The organism is Arthrobacter sp. BC5 (assembly GCF_056680255.1).
Genome location: NZ_CM155273.1, coordinates 2674204 through 2691364 on the forward strand (window position 1 = coordinate 2674204; position 17161 = coordinate 2691364).

General features: G+C 61.9%; 19 protein-coding genes and 3 pseudogenes. 8 read left to right on the forward strand and 14 right to left on the reverse strand.

The genetic code is table 11. The features are described from left to right. Window positions 1-417 precede the first annotated feature (417 nt). The 3 genes and pseudogenes from AC1MFI_RS12465 to AC1MFI_RS12475 form a co-directional block, all read left to right on the forward strand. Window positions 418-510: pseudogene (locus AC1MFI_RS12465) on the forward strand (IS21-like element helper ATPase IstB); the annotation flags it as partial. Window positions 511-882: 372 nt separating this feature from the next. Further along, window positions 883-2007, forward strand: a complete 1125-nt coding sequence (locus AC1MFI_RS12470) for a cyclin family protein (RefSeq protein WP_479817243.1) — start codon at window positions 883-885, stop codon at window positions 2005-2007. Beyond that, a pseudogene (locus AC1MFI_RS12475) lies at window positions 1944-2519 on the forward strand (IS30 family transposase); the annotation flags it as partial. The gene AC1MFI_RS12470 and the pseudogene AC1MFI_RS12475, both read left to right, overlap by 64 nt. Before the next feature lie 20 nt (window positions 2520-2539). Here the strand turns inward: AC1MFI_RS12475 and AC1MFI_RS12480 are convergent. Together AC1MFI_RS12480 and AC1MFI_RS12485 are read right to left on the reverse strand one after the other, a co-directional pair. After that, window positions 2540-3346, reverse strand: coding sequence for an IS3 family transposase (locus AC1MFI_RS12480; protein WP_479817244.1), 807 nt, complete (start codon window positions 3344-3346; stop codon window positions 2540-2542). A 47-nt stretch (window positions 3347-3393) separates the two neighbouring features. Next, window positions 3394-3714 (reverse strand): transposase, encoded by a 321-nt coding sequence (locus AC1MFI_RS12485; protein ID WP_479817245.1) that lies wholly within the window; start codon window positions 3712-3714, stop codon window positions 3394-3396. A 212-nt stretch (window positions 3715-3926) separates the two neighbouring features. Here AC1MFI_RS12485 and AC1MFI_RS12490 point away from each other — a divergent pair. Next, window positions 3927-4142, forward strand: a pseudogene (locus AC1MFI_RS12490) (hypothetical protein); the annotation flags it as partial. 990 nt (window positions 4143-5132) lie between these two features. On the opposite strand, the gene AC1MFI_RS12495 reads toward AC1MFI_RS12490, so the two are convergent. Beyond that, entirely contained in the window at window positions 5133-5732 is a 600-nt protein-coding gene (locus AC1MFI_RS12495) for a TetR/AcrR family transcriptional regulator (protein ID WP_479817246.1), read from the reverse strand. A 121-nt stretch (window positions 5733-5853) separates the two neighbouring features. Here AC1MFI_RS12495 and AC1MFI_RS12500 point away from each other — a divergent pair, with 121 nt between their 5' ends. Beyond that, window positions 5854-6798, forward strand: a complete 945-nt coding sequence (locus AC1MFI_RS12500; RefSeq protein ID WP_479817248.1) for an alpha/beta hydrolase family protein — start codon at window positions 5854-5856, stop codon at window positions 6796-6798. A gap of 118 nt (window positions 6799-6916) precedes the next feature. Here the strand turns inward: AC1MFI_RS12500 and AC1MFI_RS12505 are convergent, their stop codons facing one another. From AC1MFI_RS12505 to AC1MFI_RS12530, 6 genes are all read right to left on the reverse strand, one after another. Beyond that, window positions 6917-7426, reverse strand: coding sequence for a GNAT family N-acetyltransferase (locus tag AC1MFI_RS12505; RefSeq protein ID WP_479817249.1), 510 nt, complete (start codon window positions 7424-7426; stop codon window positions 6917-6919). Window positions 7427-7492: 66 nt separating this feature from the next. Next, entirely contained in the window at window positions 7493-7951 is a 459-nt protein-coding gene (locus tag AC1MFI_RS12510) for an AAA family ATPase (protein ID WP_479817250.1), read from the reverse strand. A 64-nt stretch (window positions 7952-8015) separates the two neighbouring features. Further along, entirely contained in the window at window positions 8016-8525 is a 510-nt protein-coding gene (locus AC1MFI_RS12515; protein ID WP_479817251.1) for a hypothetical protein, read from the reverse strand. Window positions 8526-8668: 143 nt separating this feature from the next. Next, window positions 8669-9109, reverse strand: coding sequence for an META domain-containing protein (locus tag AC1MFI_RS12520; RefSeq protein ID WP_479817252.1), 441 nt, complete (start codon window positions 9107-9109; stop codon window positions 8669-8671). 112 nt (window positions 9110-9221) lie between these two features. Beyond that, on the reverse strand, window positions 9222-9800 hold the full coding sequence (locus AC1MFI_RS12525) for a GNAT family N-acetyltransferase (protein ID WP_479820874.1): 579 nt from the start codon (window positions 9798-9800) through the stop codon (window positions 9222-9224). A 243-nt stretch (window positions 9801-10043) separates the two neighbouring features. Further along, a complete protein-coding gene (locus AC1MFI_RS12530; protein ID WP_479817254.1) occupies window positions 10044-10775 on the reverse strand; it encodes a hypothetical protein in 732 nt (243 codons plus the stop codon). 507 nt (window positions 10776-11282) lie between these two features. Here AC1MFI_RS12530 and AC1MFI_RS12535 point away from each other — a divergent pair. After that, a complete protein-coding gene (locus AC1MFI_RS12535) occupies window positions 11283-11522 on the forward strand; it encodes a hypothetical protein (RefSeq protein WP_479817255.1) in 240 nt (79 codons plus the stop codon). Window positions 11523-11583: 61 nt separating this feature from the next. Here the strand turns inward: AC1MFI_RS12535 and AC1MFI_RS12540 are convergent, their stop codons facing one another. Together AC1MFI_RS12540 and AC1MFI_RS12545 are read right to left on the reverse strand one after the other, a co-directional pair. Beyond that, entirely contained in the window at window positions 11584-11979 is a 396-nt protein-coding gene (locus AC1MFI_RS12540) for a hypothetical protein (protein ID WP_479817256.1), read from the reverse strand. 298 nt (window positions 11980-12277) lie between these two features. Beyond that, entirely contained in the window at window positions 12278-12997 is a 720-nt protein-coding gene (locus AC1MFI_RS12545; RefSeq protein ID WP_479817257.1) for an SDR family oxidoreductase, read from the reverse strand. 155 nt (window positions 12998-13152) lie between these two features. On the opposite strand from AC1MFI_RS12545, the gene AC1MFI_RS12550 reads away from it, so the two are divergent. Both AC1MFI_RS12550 and AC1MFI_RS12555 read left to right on the forward strand, forming a co-directional pair. Continuing rightward, on the forward strand, window positions 13153-13728 hold the full coding sequence (locus AC1MFI_RS12550) for a TetR/AcrR family transcriptional regulator (protein WP_479817258.1): 576 nt from the start codon (window positions 13153-13155) through the stop codon (window positions 13726-13728). A gap of 1116 nt (window positions 13729-14844) precedes the next feature. Beyond that, the gene (locus AC1MFI_RS12555) at window positions 14845-15399 is read left to right on the forward strand and encodes a putative immunity protein (protein ID WP_479817260.1); all 555 of its coding nucleotides are present in this window, start codon (window positions 14845-14847) and stop codon (window positions 15397-15399) included. Between the two features lie 384 nt (window positions 15400-15783). On the opposite strand, the gene AC1MFI_RS12560 is transcribed toward AC1MFI_RS12555, so the two are convergent. From AC1MFI_RS12560 to AC1MFI_RS12570, 3 genes are read right to left on the reverse strand one after another with little or no spacing between them, the layout of a single operon-like run. After that, the gene (locus AC1MFI_RS12560) at window positions 15784-16143 is read right to left on the reverse strand and encodes a YciI family protein (protein ID WP_479817262.1); all 360 of its coding nucleotides are present in this window, start codon (window positions 16141-16143) and stop codon (window positions 15784-15786) included. Window positions 16144-16191: 48 nt separating this feature from the next. Next, on the reverse strand, window positions 16192-16671 hold the full coding sequence (locus tag AC1MFI_RS12565) for a mycothiol transferase (RefSeq protein WP_479817264.1): 480 nt from the start codon (window positions 16669-16671) through the stop codon (window positions 16192-16194). Further along, the gene (locus AC1MFI_RS12570; RefSeq protein WP_479817266.1) at window positions 16668-17069 is read right to left on the reverse strand and encodes a VOC family protein; all 402 of its coding nucleotides are present in this window, start codon (window positions 17067-17069) and stop codon (window positions 16668-16670) included. The genes AC1MFI_RS12565 and AC1MFI_RS12570 overlap by 4 nt, the downstream gene beginning before the upstream one ends. Window positions 17070-17161 lie beyond the last annotated feature (92 nt).

The window sequence follows — 17161 nt, forward strand, 5'->3', positions numbered from 1 at the left end:
CCTCAACAGGACGTGTCGCGCTGAGGAATCCATCAGCGGGTGGAGGCGGGAAGCGCTGTTGCCCAGAGCGCGTGGTGATGTTGTACGTAGCTGGCAGCAGCTCGCCAGTGGTCTCCGTGGCCATCGGTATACATCGAGCTCCTCGGTTCAAGGCCGGCAACTTTGGACGACTTCAAGAGCTGATACATGGCCGCGGCGCGGCGGTACATCGCCTCCGGTAGGTCTCGGCGCAGACCCTCATTGGCGTCATATCCGTCGATGAAAGCCGAGAGGTTCCGCGCTGCTTCTACCGGTGCCCGGCCCGGGTCTGAGAGTGTGAAGGCCTGAGCGGCATAGGCGAGGTCCCACAAGCGTGTGCTGGGCGCGGCAGCGTCCCAATCGGTGAACGTCCACCGATCGCCGATGATCGTCTCCCAAGGGTGGATCCGGAAGAGCCGGCCCCTGTGTCTGATTGGGGACTCGGGGACCGGCAAGTCCCACCTTCTCATTGGACTGGTCAGTGCGGCCGCGGCGAATTGGAAGCTGATTGTTGATGACCGAGGACCGGTAGCGCACAAGTACAGCTAGCACGTGAGGGATGAGGTGGCCGGGCGGGGAGCGTGTGGAGGTTGTCCGAGCGGGCTACCCGGCATCGCGTCTAGAGCGAACCGGTACTGAGGTATCCGCACGTCTGCCGCCGCTGCTGTGGCGGCACCGGATCGGCTCTGCAAATCAATCCACTGAGGGTGCCGGGTAAGCTTCTAAAGCCCCAGCACCTCCAAGCGGTGCATCTATCTAAGCCGGAATGAAAGTGAGCACCCCCCTGTGACCCCTGACTCGCGTCCGGTAGCGGAGCCGCCGGTGACAGGGTCCCCTGACATCCTTGTCCAGCGGGAGCACAGGATGGAGCCATTCTGGTTCGGGGCGGCGCTGTTCGCTTTGGTGTTCCTCTTCGCTCTTATCCTGCTCCTGGTTCTCGGGCCCGTCGCCTTGATAGTTGAATTTCGGAGCCCATGGCTGTTGTTCCTGCTGGTCTTCGTAGCGCTCGGGGTCGTGCTCCTGGTCAAAACCGTTGGTCTCGTGCGAAATCTGCTCTGGATCCAGCGCCACCGCTCGTCGTTCACGCTGCAAGGACACAGCATCGAGACCACCGAGTGGAACAGGGTGGGTGCCAACACCCCGGCGCACAGGGTGATCCCCCTGCGGGATGTTGCCTCGGTAGTGGCCTCCTACAGAATCCTGCGCCGAACCATCCTGACCGAGAACGGTGGCGGAACACTGACCGAAACGGGGCCGGTCCTTCACGTCCTGTTCGACCAGGACGGGCGTCGTCAACTCATCAGCATTCCCTTCGCTTCCCACGAAGATCCTGCTGTCGATATGTGGCTTGCAGCGTTCCGGAAGCGCGGCATCGAGCTCTCCTACACTGCTCGGTTGCTGTCCTGGAAAGACGAGAACTACCTCAGCGACACGGCACGACTCGAGTACTTCAGGACCACCGAGGAAACCATTCCGTTCCCTACCCGTGGTGGCTGGCTTGACAACGCAACCCGTCTGGAGAGCCGCTGGAACCATCACACACAACAGTTGCGGGACCGGGCAGAGCAGCGCGACCCGGCATTGCACGAAGCACGCCTGAAGCCCACCGGTGTCCACTGGATCCTCGGAGCATGGCTGGCCGGCATGTATGCCCTCGGGTCGGCCTACCTCATCGCCTACCTCACGCAACGCGGAGTGATGCCCCTGGCCTCTTGGCCGGTCGTGTTCCTGGTTCACGTGCCGGCGGCCGCGCTCTTCTTCCTCCCGTTGCGACGGGCGTTGCGCTGGTACCACCAGGGGGTGTGTTGGTTCCTGCTGATGATCATCGCCTTCGCTGTCATGATCGGGTCGGCGGAAATCGGACCGGCTGCCGGGCAGATGTCATCCATCGGGTTCGGGATGGCTGTGCTCTGCCCGGTAATCCTGTGGATCCCGTACCTGCTGATCAAGCGAACCACCCTCAAGGGACAGGGACAGGGCGCCCGGTAGTAGACGCATGTGGGCAAAGAATTATCGGTGCGAAGGTTTCGAACACGAATGCCATAACCGCGTGTCTGCGCATCGGGAGGGCGGTTCGACGGCCGTGCCGGAAGGGTGGTCAGCCCAAGAACGGGGTTCCGGACATGATCAGCATTTCCGAGCGCCCTAAAGAAGTTGAGGACCGCGCAGTACCTGGCGATTGGGAGGGCGATCTGATCATCGGGAAGGGGGACCTGTCGGCGATCGGGACGCTCGTGGAGCGGAGCATCAACTACACGATGCTCGTCCATCTGCCCGACGGGTACAAAGCCGAGCAGATGCGGGATGCGTTGATCGCGAAGATCAAGACGTTGCCGGAGGCGTTGCGGCACTCCCTGACGTGGGACCAGGGAGCAGAGATGATGGATTGGAAGTCCGTGAAGATGGACGCCGATATCGAGATTTACTTCTGTGACCCGCACTCACCCTGGCAGCGTGGGATCAACGAGAACACGAATGGTCTCCTGGAGTGGTCCCCGAAAGTTGGACTGCTGATTGAACGTTACGCGGTAGAGGGGTTCTGGGCGAGGTATTCATCGGGGCTGAGGTAGCCGAGCCTTTGTTGGATGCGGGTGCTGTTCCACCACTGGAGATACTCGGTGAGGCCGGTGTGGAAGTCCTCGATGGTGTCTGGTTGCTGAATCCGGAACCACTCTTCCTTGAGGTGGCTGAAGAACCCTTCCATGGAGGCGTTATCCAGGCAGGTGCCCTTGCGGGACATTGATTGGGTCAGCCCGGCGTCGCGGAGCGTTTTCTGCCAGAGCAGGTGCCGGTATTGGAATCCCTGGTCGGAGTGGACCAGGGGCCGCTCGTCCGGGCGAAGGCCGCTGATCGCGGTGCGCAGGCCGTCGGTGACCATCTTGACGCTCGGAGACGGACCTGCCATGACGGAGACGATCCGGTTGTCGTGAAGATCAAGGACCGGCGAGACGTAAACCTTGGCGGCCCCGACCGTGAACTCAGTGACATCGGTGGCCCACTTGGTGTGTCGGGTCGCGGCCTCGAACTGCCGGTTCAACACGTTCTCAGCCGTCGTACCGACCTCACCGCGGAAGGAGTTGTATCTGCGCCGGCGGCGTACCGGGCTCTGCAAGCCGAGCCCGCGCATGAGCTTCAGCACGGTCTTCTTCGACACCGTCCAGCCCTGCCGCAGCAGCATGGCCAGGACACGGCGGTGCCCGTACGCGCTGCGCGCCTGCGCGAAGGCCTGACGGATGGCTTCTTTGAGCTTTTCGTGCCGGTCCGGCCGGGTGAGCCGGCGGCGGTGGTCATAGAACGTGGAGCGGGGAAGCTTGGCCAGCTCCAACAAGAGCGGTAACCGGTGGTGGGCCTTGAGATCATCGACTGCCTGGACTTTCAGCGTCGTTGCTGTGATCTCAAGGCCCGCAATTTTCCCAGGTACGCCACCTCCGCACGCAACCGCTCGTTCTCTTTGCGGAGCTGCTCGACCTCGCTCTCAGGGACGGGATCCTCCCGATTGGCTGGTCGTCGGCCCCGTTTCTTCGGACGTAGCCCGTCTTCGCCATCGCGCCGGTAGATCTTCGCCCAGTTCGTGACGGTACCGGGAGAGGGGAGGTCGTACTCCTTGGCCAGGACGCGTCCTGATGCGCCTTGCAGATGACGGCGGACGATCACGAGCTTGGTCTCGAGGTCGTACTGCTTCCGCTCTCGTGTCACCAGTGCACCCGTTCCTCGTACCTGCCATCGCTGATACAACATTTGAACAGACGTGGATGCCAAACCAAGAGCACGTGCGACGGAGTTCGCACTCAACCCTTGCTCGAACAACTCGACCGCCGACACCGCAACTGAGTGACTCAACGCACCTTTGAAATACATCTGACTACTCCCTGAAGAAGAACCCTAAATAAGGCGTCCAACTTCCGGGGACCAGTCCACTCCTGCGGCAGTACTTTCCGAAAGGCACCGATCTGAGCGTCCATAGCGACGCTGACCTCGACTGGGTCGCTCAGGGGCTCCATGACCCGCCACGAAAAAGACTAGAGTTCCGGAAGCCGATCGAACTGATCGAAACTCCTGTTGCAATGACCGCCAGAATCCGCCGATCCCTCAGCGGGACTCCCAGGATGTGGATGCGAGTCTGATCGGGGTTTGGGGTCTGGTGCCTGGCAATCAGGAGCGGCGATGGCCACGGAAGTACGGGGCGCGTATGTCAGCAGTACTGGCGACACGGACCCGCGAAACTACTTCGCCGCGCAACGGGCGTCCACTGTCTGTTTGACTGGGGATGAAGCCGTCCATGGGGGGGCGGCACGAAGGGAAACCATCATGAACATCTCATCAGCGGCCGCAGGTTGCACACTTGCCGTGGTAGTCGCCATGGCTACAGCGGGCGCAGCCGATGCAGCATCCCAAGACCCATACATCGTGCCCTTCGAGCAAGCGACCATCGTGGATCCCGCCACCGTCACCTACGTAGTCGGAGGGGTCATTGGGCCCGACGGCACGAACCTCTGTGCCGTGAACCCCGGCAGCATCGCTTTCCCCGACGGCACATACCCCTGCTTCACCGGTATCGAAGGTCTCCCTGGCGTACCGTCACAACCGCAGGTTGCACAGATGCCCGTGGGCGGAGCGGACACAGGCGCCGGGCTAGCGGCCTCCAAAACCACCGACACGGCGGGTACTGCCCTTACCGCCTCCGCAGCAACTGCACTACTAGGCGCATGCGCTTTCGCGGCGCTCCGGCGCCGTTCCGTCCGCTCCTAAGCCGGAGGACGCGGCACCTCGACCTCCCAAACGTCGGGGTGCTGCGTACCTCTCCAGATAACGAACCCTCAGCTGTAGTCCCGCCCAGGGATCGACCAACGTACATCCGGGGCATCGTGTTTGAGTCCCATACCCGAGACAACCCCAGCACCCAGTGAAGTGCCCACGACGTTGTGAGACACACTGTCCACGACGTGCTGAGACAAAACCGTCCACGATGTCTTGAGACTTCACAGCCGCCGGGCCACACACCGTTTATCGGACAGTCCCGTTCGCGGGCGCGTTACGACGAGTGGTTGAGGAAGCGTCTCGCATCCTCCCCGCGCTTCCTGTCCTGCTCCGCGCGAGGACGCCATGAGCTTGGGTCAGCGGGCTCCTTGGGCAAGCACGCCCGATATGAGTAGTTGCACAAGAGTGGCAGCCTCGTACTCGGCGTCATTTGCGGCGCCGATACAGAGGTTACCGATACCTTTGAGCACGTTGTAGGCATCGATCGGTGGAACCCTGTCGACAGAATTGAGCGCTGCCTCGAGGAGTGAGTTGCAGACCGGGACAAGACGGCCGACGAAGTAGGTATGCAGAGCGTCGGATCCGGCGCTGTCTCCTTGCAATGCGCCGGCGAGTCCGTGCTTGGTGACGAGGAAGTCCACGAACAAGGCCACCCATGCCCTCAAGGCTGCCTCGGGCGTCGCGCTCTCGGCGAGTAGTCGTGGGCCAGCTTCTGCGCACGCCTCGACCTGGTGCCGGTACACAGCAACTACAAGCTCCGGACGGGTCGGGAAGTGTCGGTAGATCGTCCCCACGCCGACGCCGGCTTTCGCTGCGATCTCCCGCACCGGAGCGTCGACTCCGGATGTCACGAACACCGCTGCCGCTGCGTCGAGGAGTGCCTGCTCGCTTTGACGAGGACGCCCCACTTGCTTGGACTGCACAACGCGCGACTGCTCGCTCTGGGTGTCAGCCATATGCCCGTCCTCGCAAACTCGATCGCACCTACTTGAATTACGGATCAGTGTTCCGTATTGTTACGGAGCAGCGCTCCGATAACCAGTATCGCAGAGCGCAGCCCTTCGGAAGGAACTTTCCATGACCTCACTACTCATCCACACACTGGACGGCGTCATCGGTGCCGGCGCTCCGGTGGTCTCCGTCGCTCCAATCCAGCTGACCGCCCCGGGTCGACCGGTCCCGCTCGAGGTGCGAGTGTCGGCGCCGGCAACCGGCACGAACCTCCCCGTGGTGGTGTTCTCCCATGGCAACGGGTGGAACCTCGACGGCTACGCGCCGCTCACCGCGTTCTGGGCCTCCCGCGGGTTCGTCGTAATTCAGCCCACCCATCTCGACTCGCGCCGGAACGGTTTCGGGTTCGACCACCCGGTGTTTCCGACGATCTGGACCGAGCGGATCTCGGATCTCACCCGCATCCTCGATCAGCTCGACACCATCGAGGCCGCCGTACCCGGACTTGCCGGCCGCATCGACCGCAGCCGCGTTGCCGCCAACGGTCACTCCTGGGGCGGACAGACGGCGCAGGCGCTCCTCGGTGCGCGGATCCTCGACGAAACGGGCCAGATCGGCGAGGACATGTCCGACAGCCGAGTCACCGCGGGCATCCTGTTCGCCGCAACCGGCGTCGGCGACGACGACCTTCACCCGTTCGCGCAGGCGAACTTCCCGTTCATGCGCCCCTCGTTCCAGGAGTTGACCACGCCGACGTTGGTCGTCGCCGGCGACCACGACCAGTCCAAGATGTCCAGCCGCGGACCCGACTGGTTCACCGACGCGTACACGCACAGCCCCGGCGCCACCGACCTCCTCACCTTCTACGGTGCCGAGCATGCTCTCGGTGGGATCGTCGGTTACGAAGTCGCCGAGACCACCGACGAGAACCCTGAGCGGGTCGCCGTCATTCAGCGGATGAGTACCGCCTACCTTCAGACCGCTCTGCACGTCGACGAGGACAGCTGGCCCGCCGCCCGCGCCGCATTCCGCGATAGCACCGAGCCGATCGGCCAGGCTGACAGCAGGTAATCCCCGGGCACACGAAGCGCACCACCGCGCCTGCGAGGGACCTTCGCCATCCTCAGGCGCTGAGCCATCTCGAGAGCCGCCCGCTCCCCACGCGCTGATGATGTCCGATAGACGGTTCTCATCGGGTGAGTGTGCGGATCATCTCGAGTTCGCGCTGATCGGGGTCAAGGACGTAGGGGGTCGCGGTTCCCGTTAGTTCGTAGCCGCGCCGCTGGTAGAACGCTTGTGCGCGTCGGTTGTGTTCGTGCACGGTCAACCGGAGGGTTGAAGCGTGGGTGCCGGCCCATGCCTCGATGACGTCAAGCATTCTGTCGGTGACGCTGGCGCTGAGTCCGCGATGTGACGGGGCGATGTAGACGCCGACGAGCAGGGGCCCTACGGCAGGGTCTGGTATCCAGCCGCCCATGGCTCCGACCCACGTTCCGGTTTCGTCGATCGCAACGATCGAGGTGCTGCTCCCGGTGTCGCCGCGCCTTCCCCGCAGGCGCCATTCCTGTTCGTCCTGTCGCTGTGCGTCCTCAAGACGCTCGGCGAACCCGTGCGGGGTGTCCGGGATCATCTCCAGGCGGAGGTTTCGAACGGCTTCCCAGTCATCCTCGGTGGTCGTCCTGATAGTCACGTCCTTCATAAACCAAACCTAATGCGATCGCTCCACGATCCTGCCTAGCCAGGCGACCGCCCGCTGAGCGATGGTTCACCGGACGTGGGGAGAGGACGCCATAAGGTACTCAACGGCGTCAGCCGGTTCCGAGAACGGTCGGCGGCCGTCAAGTTCAAGGGTTGCACCCTGTCGTAGCAGCGGTTCGACGTCGAGGACCTGCTGGCGGATCACGGACTGCTCTGTCTCTGCGTTGCCGTACGGGTTGTTGGTACGAACCGCCACGCGTTCGATGAGCACTTCCACCGGTGCGCTGAGGAGTACGACGGCCTCGAAACGGTCATAGAAGTGTCCCTGGTTCTCGACAGTTCCCGAGACGATCGCAGACGAATTCGAGGCGAGATACGCGGCCATGCGTGCTTTGTCCCAGGTACCGTCGGCCAGCACCCAGCCGTCATAGTCGGTGTCGAGAGTCTGAAAGCCCCTCCGGGACAACTCGCCCAGCACCTTTGATTTTCCCGTGCCCGACATGCCGGTGATCAAGACTCGAGACATGAATGCAGCCTAGCGCCCCAACAGTTGCCCGGAAATCGATCGGCTTTCAGGGTGAATTCTTGGGTTAGTCGGGGGTGTAGGGGCTGATGTCCAGCCGGTCAGCTCCGTGATCGCGCAATGCCTCGACGACACGCGGTTTGGCGATGAAAACAGAGTTCTGCCCCGTCTGGCCGTAGATGTTCTGGATGTCAGAGCCCGGGGACGGATCGGTCGCGAAGCCGGTGTAACCCTCGACAGGCGAGCCGGCGTGGTTTCGAACCTCGACCTCGAAGGTCCGGTACCCGGTGACTTCAGCGGCGCGAAGTGCCTCGATGAAACCAGTGGAGGCAATCTTCAACGCCAGCCCACCGGTCCACAGCATGTCACCGTACGTCCTGCCTCCGTTGTAGGGAGCAAGCCATACCGGGAAGGGAAGTTCTTCGGGACGCCAGTCCACGATGAACGGGTAGACACTGGTGACACCGTCGGGCATGTACCAGGGGTCTCCGACGATCTTCGGCTTACCTTGTCCGTAGACATCGAGCCATACGTCGTTGCGTCTCGATCTGGCCCGTATGCTAAACCACTCGGACAAGTGCTCCCCCTTGCAGCAGCGGCACCTCCGAAGCCTAACTCCGACCCATCACCAGGGAACATGGGCAACCCCTTTGCAGCGGTCCGTTGATGGATCCCTCTAGGGACGTTTTTTGAGGATCAGGTATGGCGATGGCGAATCGTCTAGTCAGTTACCCGATTGAAGGTGAGGCCGCCCTGGTCGTTGCTCATGGCGAGTGTTTCGCCGTCCCAGGTGTAATCGATGGGCTCTGCTATGAAGGAATGCACCCACTCATCCATGCTGGCGATCGGTTCTTCACAGGCCATGGCCGTCATCGCGACATTGTCTGTATCGACCGTGATGGTGTTGGCGGTAACACTGACAGCAGCGTTCAGAGTGTTACAGGGTGCGCTGATCACGGCCGTGTAGTCACCGTTCATGGTCGTCATGCTCCACAGCACGTGTTCGTCAGCGATCCAAGTGAGTTCTCCGCCAGCATCATGACCACTTCTCGACTCGAATTGGATGCCGTCGAGTTCACGCTCAGCAGCAGATTCGCAGCCGCTGAGCGCCAGGATTGCCGCCCCTGCAAGGGCTGGAATGACTAGGCGCAATCGATTCATGGCTCATCAGAGCACGACAGGTCATGAGTGCCTAGAGTCTGAGTAAAAAGTGACCAGAATGAGCTGATGATCAAGGGGCAGCCGTAGAACCAGGGCACGCAGCAGGATCCTTCTATGGACGATGCTGGGCTATCCATTCATGGCGCAGAAGGGCGTAGGAGACTGTGTTCACCCAAATTCCTTCACGCTGGGTGTCTTGAATGAAGGTTCCTTCCAGGCGCATGCCGAGCCGTTCCATGCCGCGCCTAGAAGGGATGTTGAGCTCGTCCGCCTTTCCGATCACCCGGTGTAACTCCAGTTGTTGGAAGGCGAAAGCGAGCACCGCTTCTCCGACTTCGATGGCGCGACCCTGACCCTTCGCATCAGCGTGGAGGATCATCCCGATCTCGCCCTGTCGCTTGTCGGTTGCGGCCAGCCGCAGCAGTACGTCACCAATCACCTGACCGGACGCTTCTGACTTGATCCCGAGATAGCAGCGATCACCGGCCTCTTGGAGGCTGAACCCGGGTTCCCTCTCAGCGAACCAGGCAGGATATTCACCCCACGCCATCGGTGCGTTTGTGAGGAAGCTTGTTAGTCTCGGGTCGCCTCGGTAGGTCATGACTGACTCCTCATCCTCGAGGGTCAGGGGTTGCAGGACGAAGCGAGGGGTTTGAATTGTCGTATTGCCAGCAGTCATGGAATCGACCATATCGAGCACCCAGGCAACATCGGGTGCTGCCCCTCATTCAGCCAGCTGACCGAGTGCGGTGAACGATGCCGAGAGGCGCGACGGCTACGAAACGGCGGAGGTCGGTACGACGGGGGATCCTCGATGAAAGTCGCTCGCGCGCTTGCTCCAAAAGGTCTGAGAGTTGGGGCTCGCACCCGGAGTAGTCAGCGAAGCGCAGAACCGCGTATGAGGTCAGTGAGGAAGCTAGTCCCGTGATGGAAGTTATGGCTGAGGGGTCGGGCATTTGCACCGTATTGAACTGACCTGGCAGGAACTCATTCTGAGGAACAACGATCTGCAAATCATGTGAAGGCCACCGTTTCCGTGCGCTGATCCTGCTGAGGCACGCCACAGTCTTTCAACTGTGTCGATGTCGAACGTAGCTGAACCCCTAGTTGCGACAACAGCTGCCGCCTGTTTAACCAGTTCCATGTACCCAGGAGCTCGCTTCACGTCATCCTCAACGAGATCCGGCTTAATCCTGTTGATGAGATCCTGCCGGCGCCTAGCTAGTTCTTCCTTGCGCTCTTGATCGACCGCAGCTTTCTTTTGTTCCTCAAAATCGGGCACGACCAAGGACAGGTGGCGTCGTGTGCACTCCTGAGTTGTACGGGCATCGAGGACCCAGATCGCATGCGCCGACGACTCGATAGCTGCCCTAGAAAGGGTTTGTACAGGCCTGAACGTATGCCGAACCCTGTGCTTCGGGTGGAACTTCAACGGGGCAACGTGATCGCCCCAAAACTCGAGATGTTCAAGCGCAGAGGAGAGATAGCCTCGGCGCCAGTCAGAACCACGCTCGGGTGCGTAGACCTCGTTGACCTTAGCGAGATTGGAGTCTGGCCTCGGCTCACCAATCTGGTGGAGAACATCAGTCATGAGCCGAGCCATATGGGCGACGCCAGCCCATTCCTCCAGAGTCTCCCGCGGGATCTCAAAGTCTCCGTGTGCCATAAGTCCGAGCCTAAGTTGCTGAACATCATGCAAAGGTGAGAATCGGTCGTTTTGCACTTCTGATTGGCGTTCTGTTGGTTTCGAAGCCAACGCTGCGGCAAGCAGCCTGGATGATGCCAAGGTCGATGACGTGCCATTTCCGTGTTCGCGTCGGTCTTCGCGCCGGCGCCGGTGATCATGCGGGTGAGCTGCGGCAGGACGGACCAGTACCCGGTGATGGCCAGCAGCAGCATGTTCAGGCCTACGCCCGTGCAAGCGACGTTGAGTATCTGAGGCTGCCAGCACCTGCCGTGACCAATACTCAGGGGTCGGTAACCCGGAGGGATCCTGATACGCGTCACACGTTACGATCACCGCATGACCGCATGCTCTGTGCTGCGTTGCTTGGAAGCTGCCGCCGGCTCATTCGTCCTATTGCCACACTCTGACCGTAAGGTGTCTGTCTGCTCAAGCCATCAGGAAATGTTGAACAATGGTGCCCCTTGGATGGTTCACTCAGGTACGGATGTGAGGGCGCTTCGCGAAGGAACCGGTCTCGTTGAGGCAACGATCGTCATCGGTCCCGACCTTCCACCCCGCCCTGCGGTGGCGACGATCGGCCTGAGCCCGACGTTGGGTGACGAGGTCGGACTCTCCGTGGGAATAGCCTTCGAGGCCTCGAGCGGTCACCAGGAGGTCAACTTTTGGCTCCCCGAGGAACAGGCGAAGGATCTCCGATCAATGCTCATCAAGGCACTGCCAGAATGACCGTTGATCGATAGTCGAACGCGCATCAAAAACACGCGGTGAAGCAAGTGATGCGTGGGTGTCAGTTTGTGGACGGTGAAACCGGTTGCCGACGGTTTAGACGGAAGAACGCGACCTCCTTGCCCATCGCATACCCGACTGCCGATGATGGGATAGGCACGAAGGCGAGGCCCTGCCAGGGCTGGGGCAGCAGGAGAAGTACAGCCAGTCCGGTGAGGATCAGAGCGTAGATCGGCCAGTGCGGCCCACGAACGCCCGTGAAGAATCCGATGGTGCCGCCGATCAGGAGCGCAGCGCCGGTGATCGACAGTGCAGGCGGAAGTGCATCACGTTGCACGGAGGTGAAGAGAAGCACGAGCAGCCCGGCGAAGAGCGTGGAAGGAATCGTTATGCGAAGCCAGAAGTCTCGGGCGATCCGCCGTCGATCCAACGCATGTCCATCCAACGTGTCCCCCAATTCTTCCTGTACATAGCTTACCGAGCAGGCAGCTAGCCATTTGGTGCCGCGTCTAGCGGGTGGGCAGCATGGGCGCATCACGCCCGTAAGACGGTCTTTCGACGCTCATCTTTCAGCTGGACTCGTGGTGCCCGCCAGCACTAAGGCGAGGAGTGGGCGTTTGACCCGGACGGTGAAGATGTCCGGAAAGGTGCCATATACGTACACCGAGGGGCGCTTCCTGCCGCTGGCTGGCTGGCTGTCTCGCCAATGGAGTGTTTGGTCAGAAGGTGGGCGGGCAGTGGGATGCTTGGGTGGGTCAGCGCGTTCCGCCGTAGGCAGCTGGAACGAGATCCATGGTGGGCTCGCCGCTTCTGATCAGCTGCAGGAGTGCGTCGGCGACTTGTTCTGGTGTGTCGAACTGGGCTCCGGCTGTCATTGCCTCTGCCTCAGCGCGACCTGCCCGGATGGAGGCGAGGAATTCCGTGCTGGTTGCGAACGGAATCATGGTCGACACGGTGATGCCTGTACCGTCGAGCTCGTTGCGAGCGATCGCGGAGAGCCGCTCGAGGGCGATTTTGGACGCGACGTATCCACCGGTTCCGGGGACGTCGGCAAAGGTCGTTCCGGAACTGATGTTGATGATGATGCCCATGTGCTGTTGGCGCATGGTCGGTAGTACCGCTTGCATCATGGCCAGTGGGGCTACGAGGTTCAGTTCAAGCACGGAGCGGAAGTCTTCGAGGTCGATCTGTTCGGTCGTGGCCTGCAGGCCCTGGCCGGCGTTGTTGATGAGGACGTCGATGCGCCCGAATTCGTGAAGTGCAGTCTGCACGAGGGCGTCGATCTGTTCCTGATTGGTGACGTCACAGCCGACGGCAATCGACCCGCCGAGTTCGCCGGCCAGTTCCCTGATTCGATCCTCGCGCCGCGCCGCCAGCACTACACGTGCTCCAGCTTGGGCTGCGGCTCGCGCTGTGGCAGCGCCGATCCCTGACGATGCTCCGGTGATGACGATGACTGCATCTTTGATGTCCACGGTTGCTCCCTGATCCTGAGCGTACGAAGCACGCCCTCCTCGTACTTACGATACTACTCAGTATCGTAAGTATGAGCACCGGGCGTATCCTGTCACGAGTGAAGAACCAAGGCGCTGTCTCCCCGTCCGGTCATCCAGCATCACAAGGGCTGCGGATGGGCCGTCCCTACGATCACTCGAGCGACGAATTCATCCTGGCGATCACGCTCGACCTTCTGGCTGAGCGGGGTTATGAAAAGGTCACCCTGGACGACGTCGCACTTCGCACGGGGAAGGCGAAGTCCACGCTGTATCGGAGATGGGCGACCAAGGAGGATCTCGTCCTCGCCGCGGTTCGTTCCATCGGGCGACCCCCTGAAGCCGACCGGCTCCCGGATCTGGGATCTCTCCGATCGGATCTGCTCGCGGTCGTCGATTCTTCCTGGCTCGGTGGCCCGGACAAGCGAGTGGCACTTTTCGCAGGTCTCGCCTCCGCTACTCGAACCTCGGACGCGCTGGCCGTCGTTGTCCGTACCGAAGTCACGGAACCATATGTCGAGGTGTACCGGCGTCTCCTTGGCCGCGCGATCGACCGAGGGGAAGTCCCGGCGGGTCTTTCGGCGAGAGTTTCTGTTCTCGCTGAGGTGATCCCGGCAATGAGCACCCATCGCTTGAATGCCAGTGCCGAGCCGGTTCGACGGGACTTCTTCGTCTCGGTGATAGACGCGGTCCTGCTCCCCGCGCTTCACTGACCAGCCGAATGGGACATTTTCGGAGTGTCCTGGTCATCCGCGCGGCGCCCAGCATGATTTTCGACAGCTGTTGAAGAGGATCATGCAGGTCTAACCAGCACGCATGGACCACGCAAGGGTGCGCCTCGCATACGCGCTCAGTGGCGACCTATCCGCTCAGCAGTCTCGCTAAAGCATCCTTTGACTGGACCGGGATCCGGCCCGGAAGGGACCTGCTCGAGTCCTGTGAATCGCATGAGTAAGCGCCCTGGTTCCCGCAGCGTGTGGTGGCTGTTGGGTTGACTTCTGCGGGAGGACCGGCCCGTCGGACAGGGGTTGGCGTCGTAACAGCGGTCCAGTCGGGTGTGCTGATCAAGTAGCGCAAGAGCTATTCGTGAAGAGCGTCGACGATCGAGAGAGCCAGGAGGTCAACCCCTCATCGAGCACATGCCTCCGCCCATCGAACGAGATCCCGCTTGGAAACGAAGGCCAGCATCGGAGCAAGCACGGGAAGGAGGGCCCTTACCATCCGTCGTGGTGGCTCCATTTCCCATCGTGTGAGAACAGTCGTCCCACCATCGGTGGGACTGAAATCGGTGAAGAAACGACCACCGAATGGACTCTGAAGTACCCGATTGACGGTGTGGCTCGGGCGGTCGAAAACTTCATAGTCGGAGACGCTTTTCATAGTCAGCGGCCCCATTTTCATCACCATGGTGTAGCTGGGAGTGCCATCCGGACGCATTTGATAGTTCTCAATGCGAGCGATCATTCTCGATGCTGCTGCAGCGCGTCGACTTTCGTCCCCGAACACGAAGTCCCATGCCCTATCGGGCGGCACAGGGAAACGGGCACTCGCCGTGATCGGTCTCATTGTCGAAGTCCCCTCGGGTTGAGCGTGCGCAAATCCCAGCCGAGAGGCCTTCAGTCCACCAGATGCTTTGAAGTGATTCGGTACGTTGGTTCCGGGCGAGTTCGTACACCCAGCCATCGCTGGCGGGTCCTGCGAGCCGCTGGTCGGCGTCAAAGGTCGTTCATGCCTGCGCCCGCGGTGCATGCTTGGCGGTGACACTATCCGGTGCGGGCGGCTGAGGGTGGTAGTTGCGGGAGCTCAAGCGGAGGGTAGGAAGTAGGCAGATGATCCTTCCTGCCGTTCGCGACCCTCGCCTCGTGTCTATCCGCCGGGGTGGGTATCTGACCGAGGGCGATCATCGGCTACTGGCCTTCTGGGCGGCTGTGTGCGCCGAGCATGTTCTCGGGCTGTTCGAGGAAGCACGTCCTGTTGATGACCGGCCCCGGTCGGCGATCGAAGCCGCTCGGTCCTGGGCGTGCGGAGAAGTCGGGATGATGACTACCCGTGCGATAGGAGGGCTTGCGATGGGTGCTGCACGTCCGCTGCGTGGTGCGGCACGCTTCGCGGCGTACTCGGCCGGCCAGGCTGCTTGTGTCGCCCACGTTCCCGAGCACGATCTGGGGGCGGCCGCCTATGCTATCAAGGCCGTCGCGGCGGCAGCACCCGCGTGCGCGAGACGAGACGCGGGGCAGGCTGAGCGTGACTGGCAGCGTCAGCAGATCCCCGACCACCTCCGCGCGTTGGTGCTCGCGGACCAGAGCCGCAGGAACAGCATCTGCTGGTTCGTGTTCGATGACCAAGGCACCCTGAGCGGTGTTCGTCTATCCATTCCTCAGTGAAGGCGTTTCCATTCTTCGATGACAACTCGCGAGGCAAAGACTCTGGAGGGAAGCGGGCGAAACAGGGTTGGTGGGAAAGTGATGCTGCCGACAAGAGGAACACCTGCCCCCAGAACCACAGGGTTCCGCTTCAGAATCAGGCGGTCGATCTCGGGAAGGAGCTGGCCGGCGAGATCACCACCGCCACAAAGGTAGATGTCGAGGGCGCTTTCCTCCTCCAGCCCCGGATGACAGTGTCGAATCGGCTCCTCGGCCGGTCGTTACCAAGTGCTGTCAGGACATGCGAGGGCAGGGCGTCCGCGACGTCGGAGCAGATCACTTGCATGTGATCGCCGTCAAGGGGGGAAGGCGTCAAAGGATCCATCGGGGGCTGCGATGTAGCCGTCAATCGAGGCTCGTGGTGATGATTCCTCCGCTGTGGACGGGGCGGACCTCGACCCCGCCCGTGCTCGTGCGGACTGCGGGGTTGAGGCGGGCGATGGCAATGGCGGCATCGAGATCTGGTGCTTCGATGACGTAGAAGCCGGCGACGAACTGGTCGGCGTGGACGAAGGGGCCGGTCGTCGTGCCTCCGCTTCGGACGGAGACTGCGCTGGCCCTGGGTGTCAGGGCGTAGGCGAGGGACATCGCCCCTGAGGCCTGGAGGTCCTGCGCATGCTGGTCGTTCTCTTCCAGGTCGGCCTCAGCCGCTTCGAGGGCGTGGAGGGACTCGTCCGCATAGATGAGGATGGCGAAGTCGGGCATCAGGTGGCCTTTCGGTGGGTGGCTGGTCCTTACAGGTGTGGGCGTTGGTCAGTTCACGACGAGGTTCTGATGCCCGTCGATCAGCTCACGCACGATGTCGAGGTGACCGGCGTGGATCGAGGTTTCCGCGAGCACACGGAACACGACGTCGTGCCCGTCCGACATGGGCGGGTGGCCGAACTCATCGGCCGGGGGCCACCAGCGGGGAGGGGCGTCCAGGTCGATCTCGGGGAGTACCCTGTCACTGCTGGTGATCTGCTCCTGATAGATGCTCACCGCTTCCGCCCCGGTCATCGGTGTGGAGTGCCATCCGTCATGGAGGGCGTCGATCGCAGCAGGGTTCGCGCCGAGGACGGCCGAGATCCAGAACATCTCGTCATCGAACGCAAGATGGTTCAGCAGGCTCGTCACGCTCCACCCCGACGGAACCCGTGCTGTGCTCATCTGCGCTTCGGTCAGGCCCTCGACGGCGCGCAGCACGTGGGCGCGCGCCGCCGCCAGCTGCGCGGACAGCTGAGCATCACTCATGCCTTCGACTCGTAGCCGATGAGCCAGCGAAGCCCGTGCCGGTCCGTGACCTGTCCGTCCGCGCCGTCCCACGGCCGTTGGACCAGGGGATCGATCGCGGATCCGCCGACGCAGAGCTTGTCGAACCACTCGTGCAGGATGGCCGGTTCGGCGGTCCCCAACAATGAGAGCATCAGGCCCTCGCACCGCACGGACTGCTCTCCCGCGGGCGTGTCCGAGCCGGCGAGGGCGACGACACCGTCGAGGACCCCGTGGGCAACAGCATCCGGCGGGCCGTCGGTCCTCCCGTGGTCCTCGTACGAATGCAGGGACAACTCACCTCCGAAGACATCGGCATAGAACCCGAGCGCTTCCCTCGCGGTCCCAGGGAAGCTGACGTAGACAAGGGGTGCAGCCATGGTGAGTACTCCTGACATCGAATGGGGTAAAGCAGGCCGAACAGCCGTTCACTACTCCTTAGACGGTCCTGGGACAGCAAAATCATCGGCCC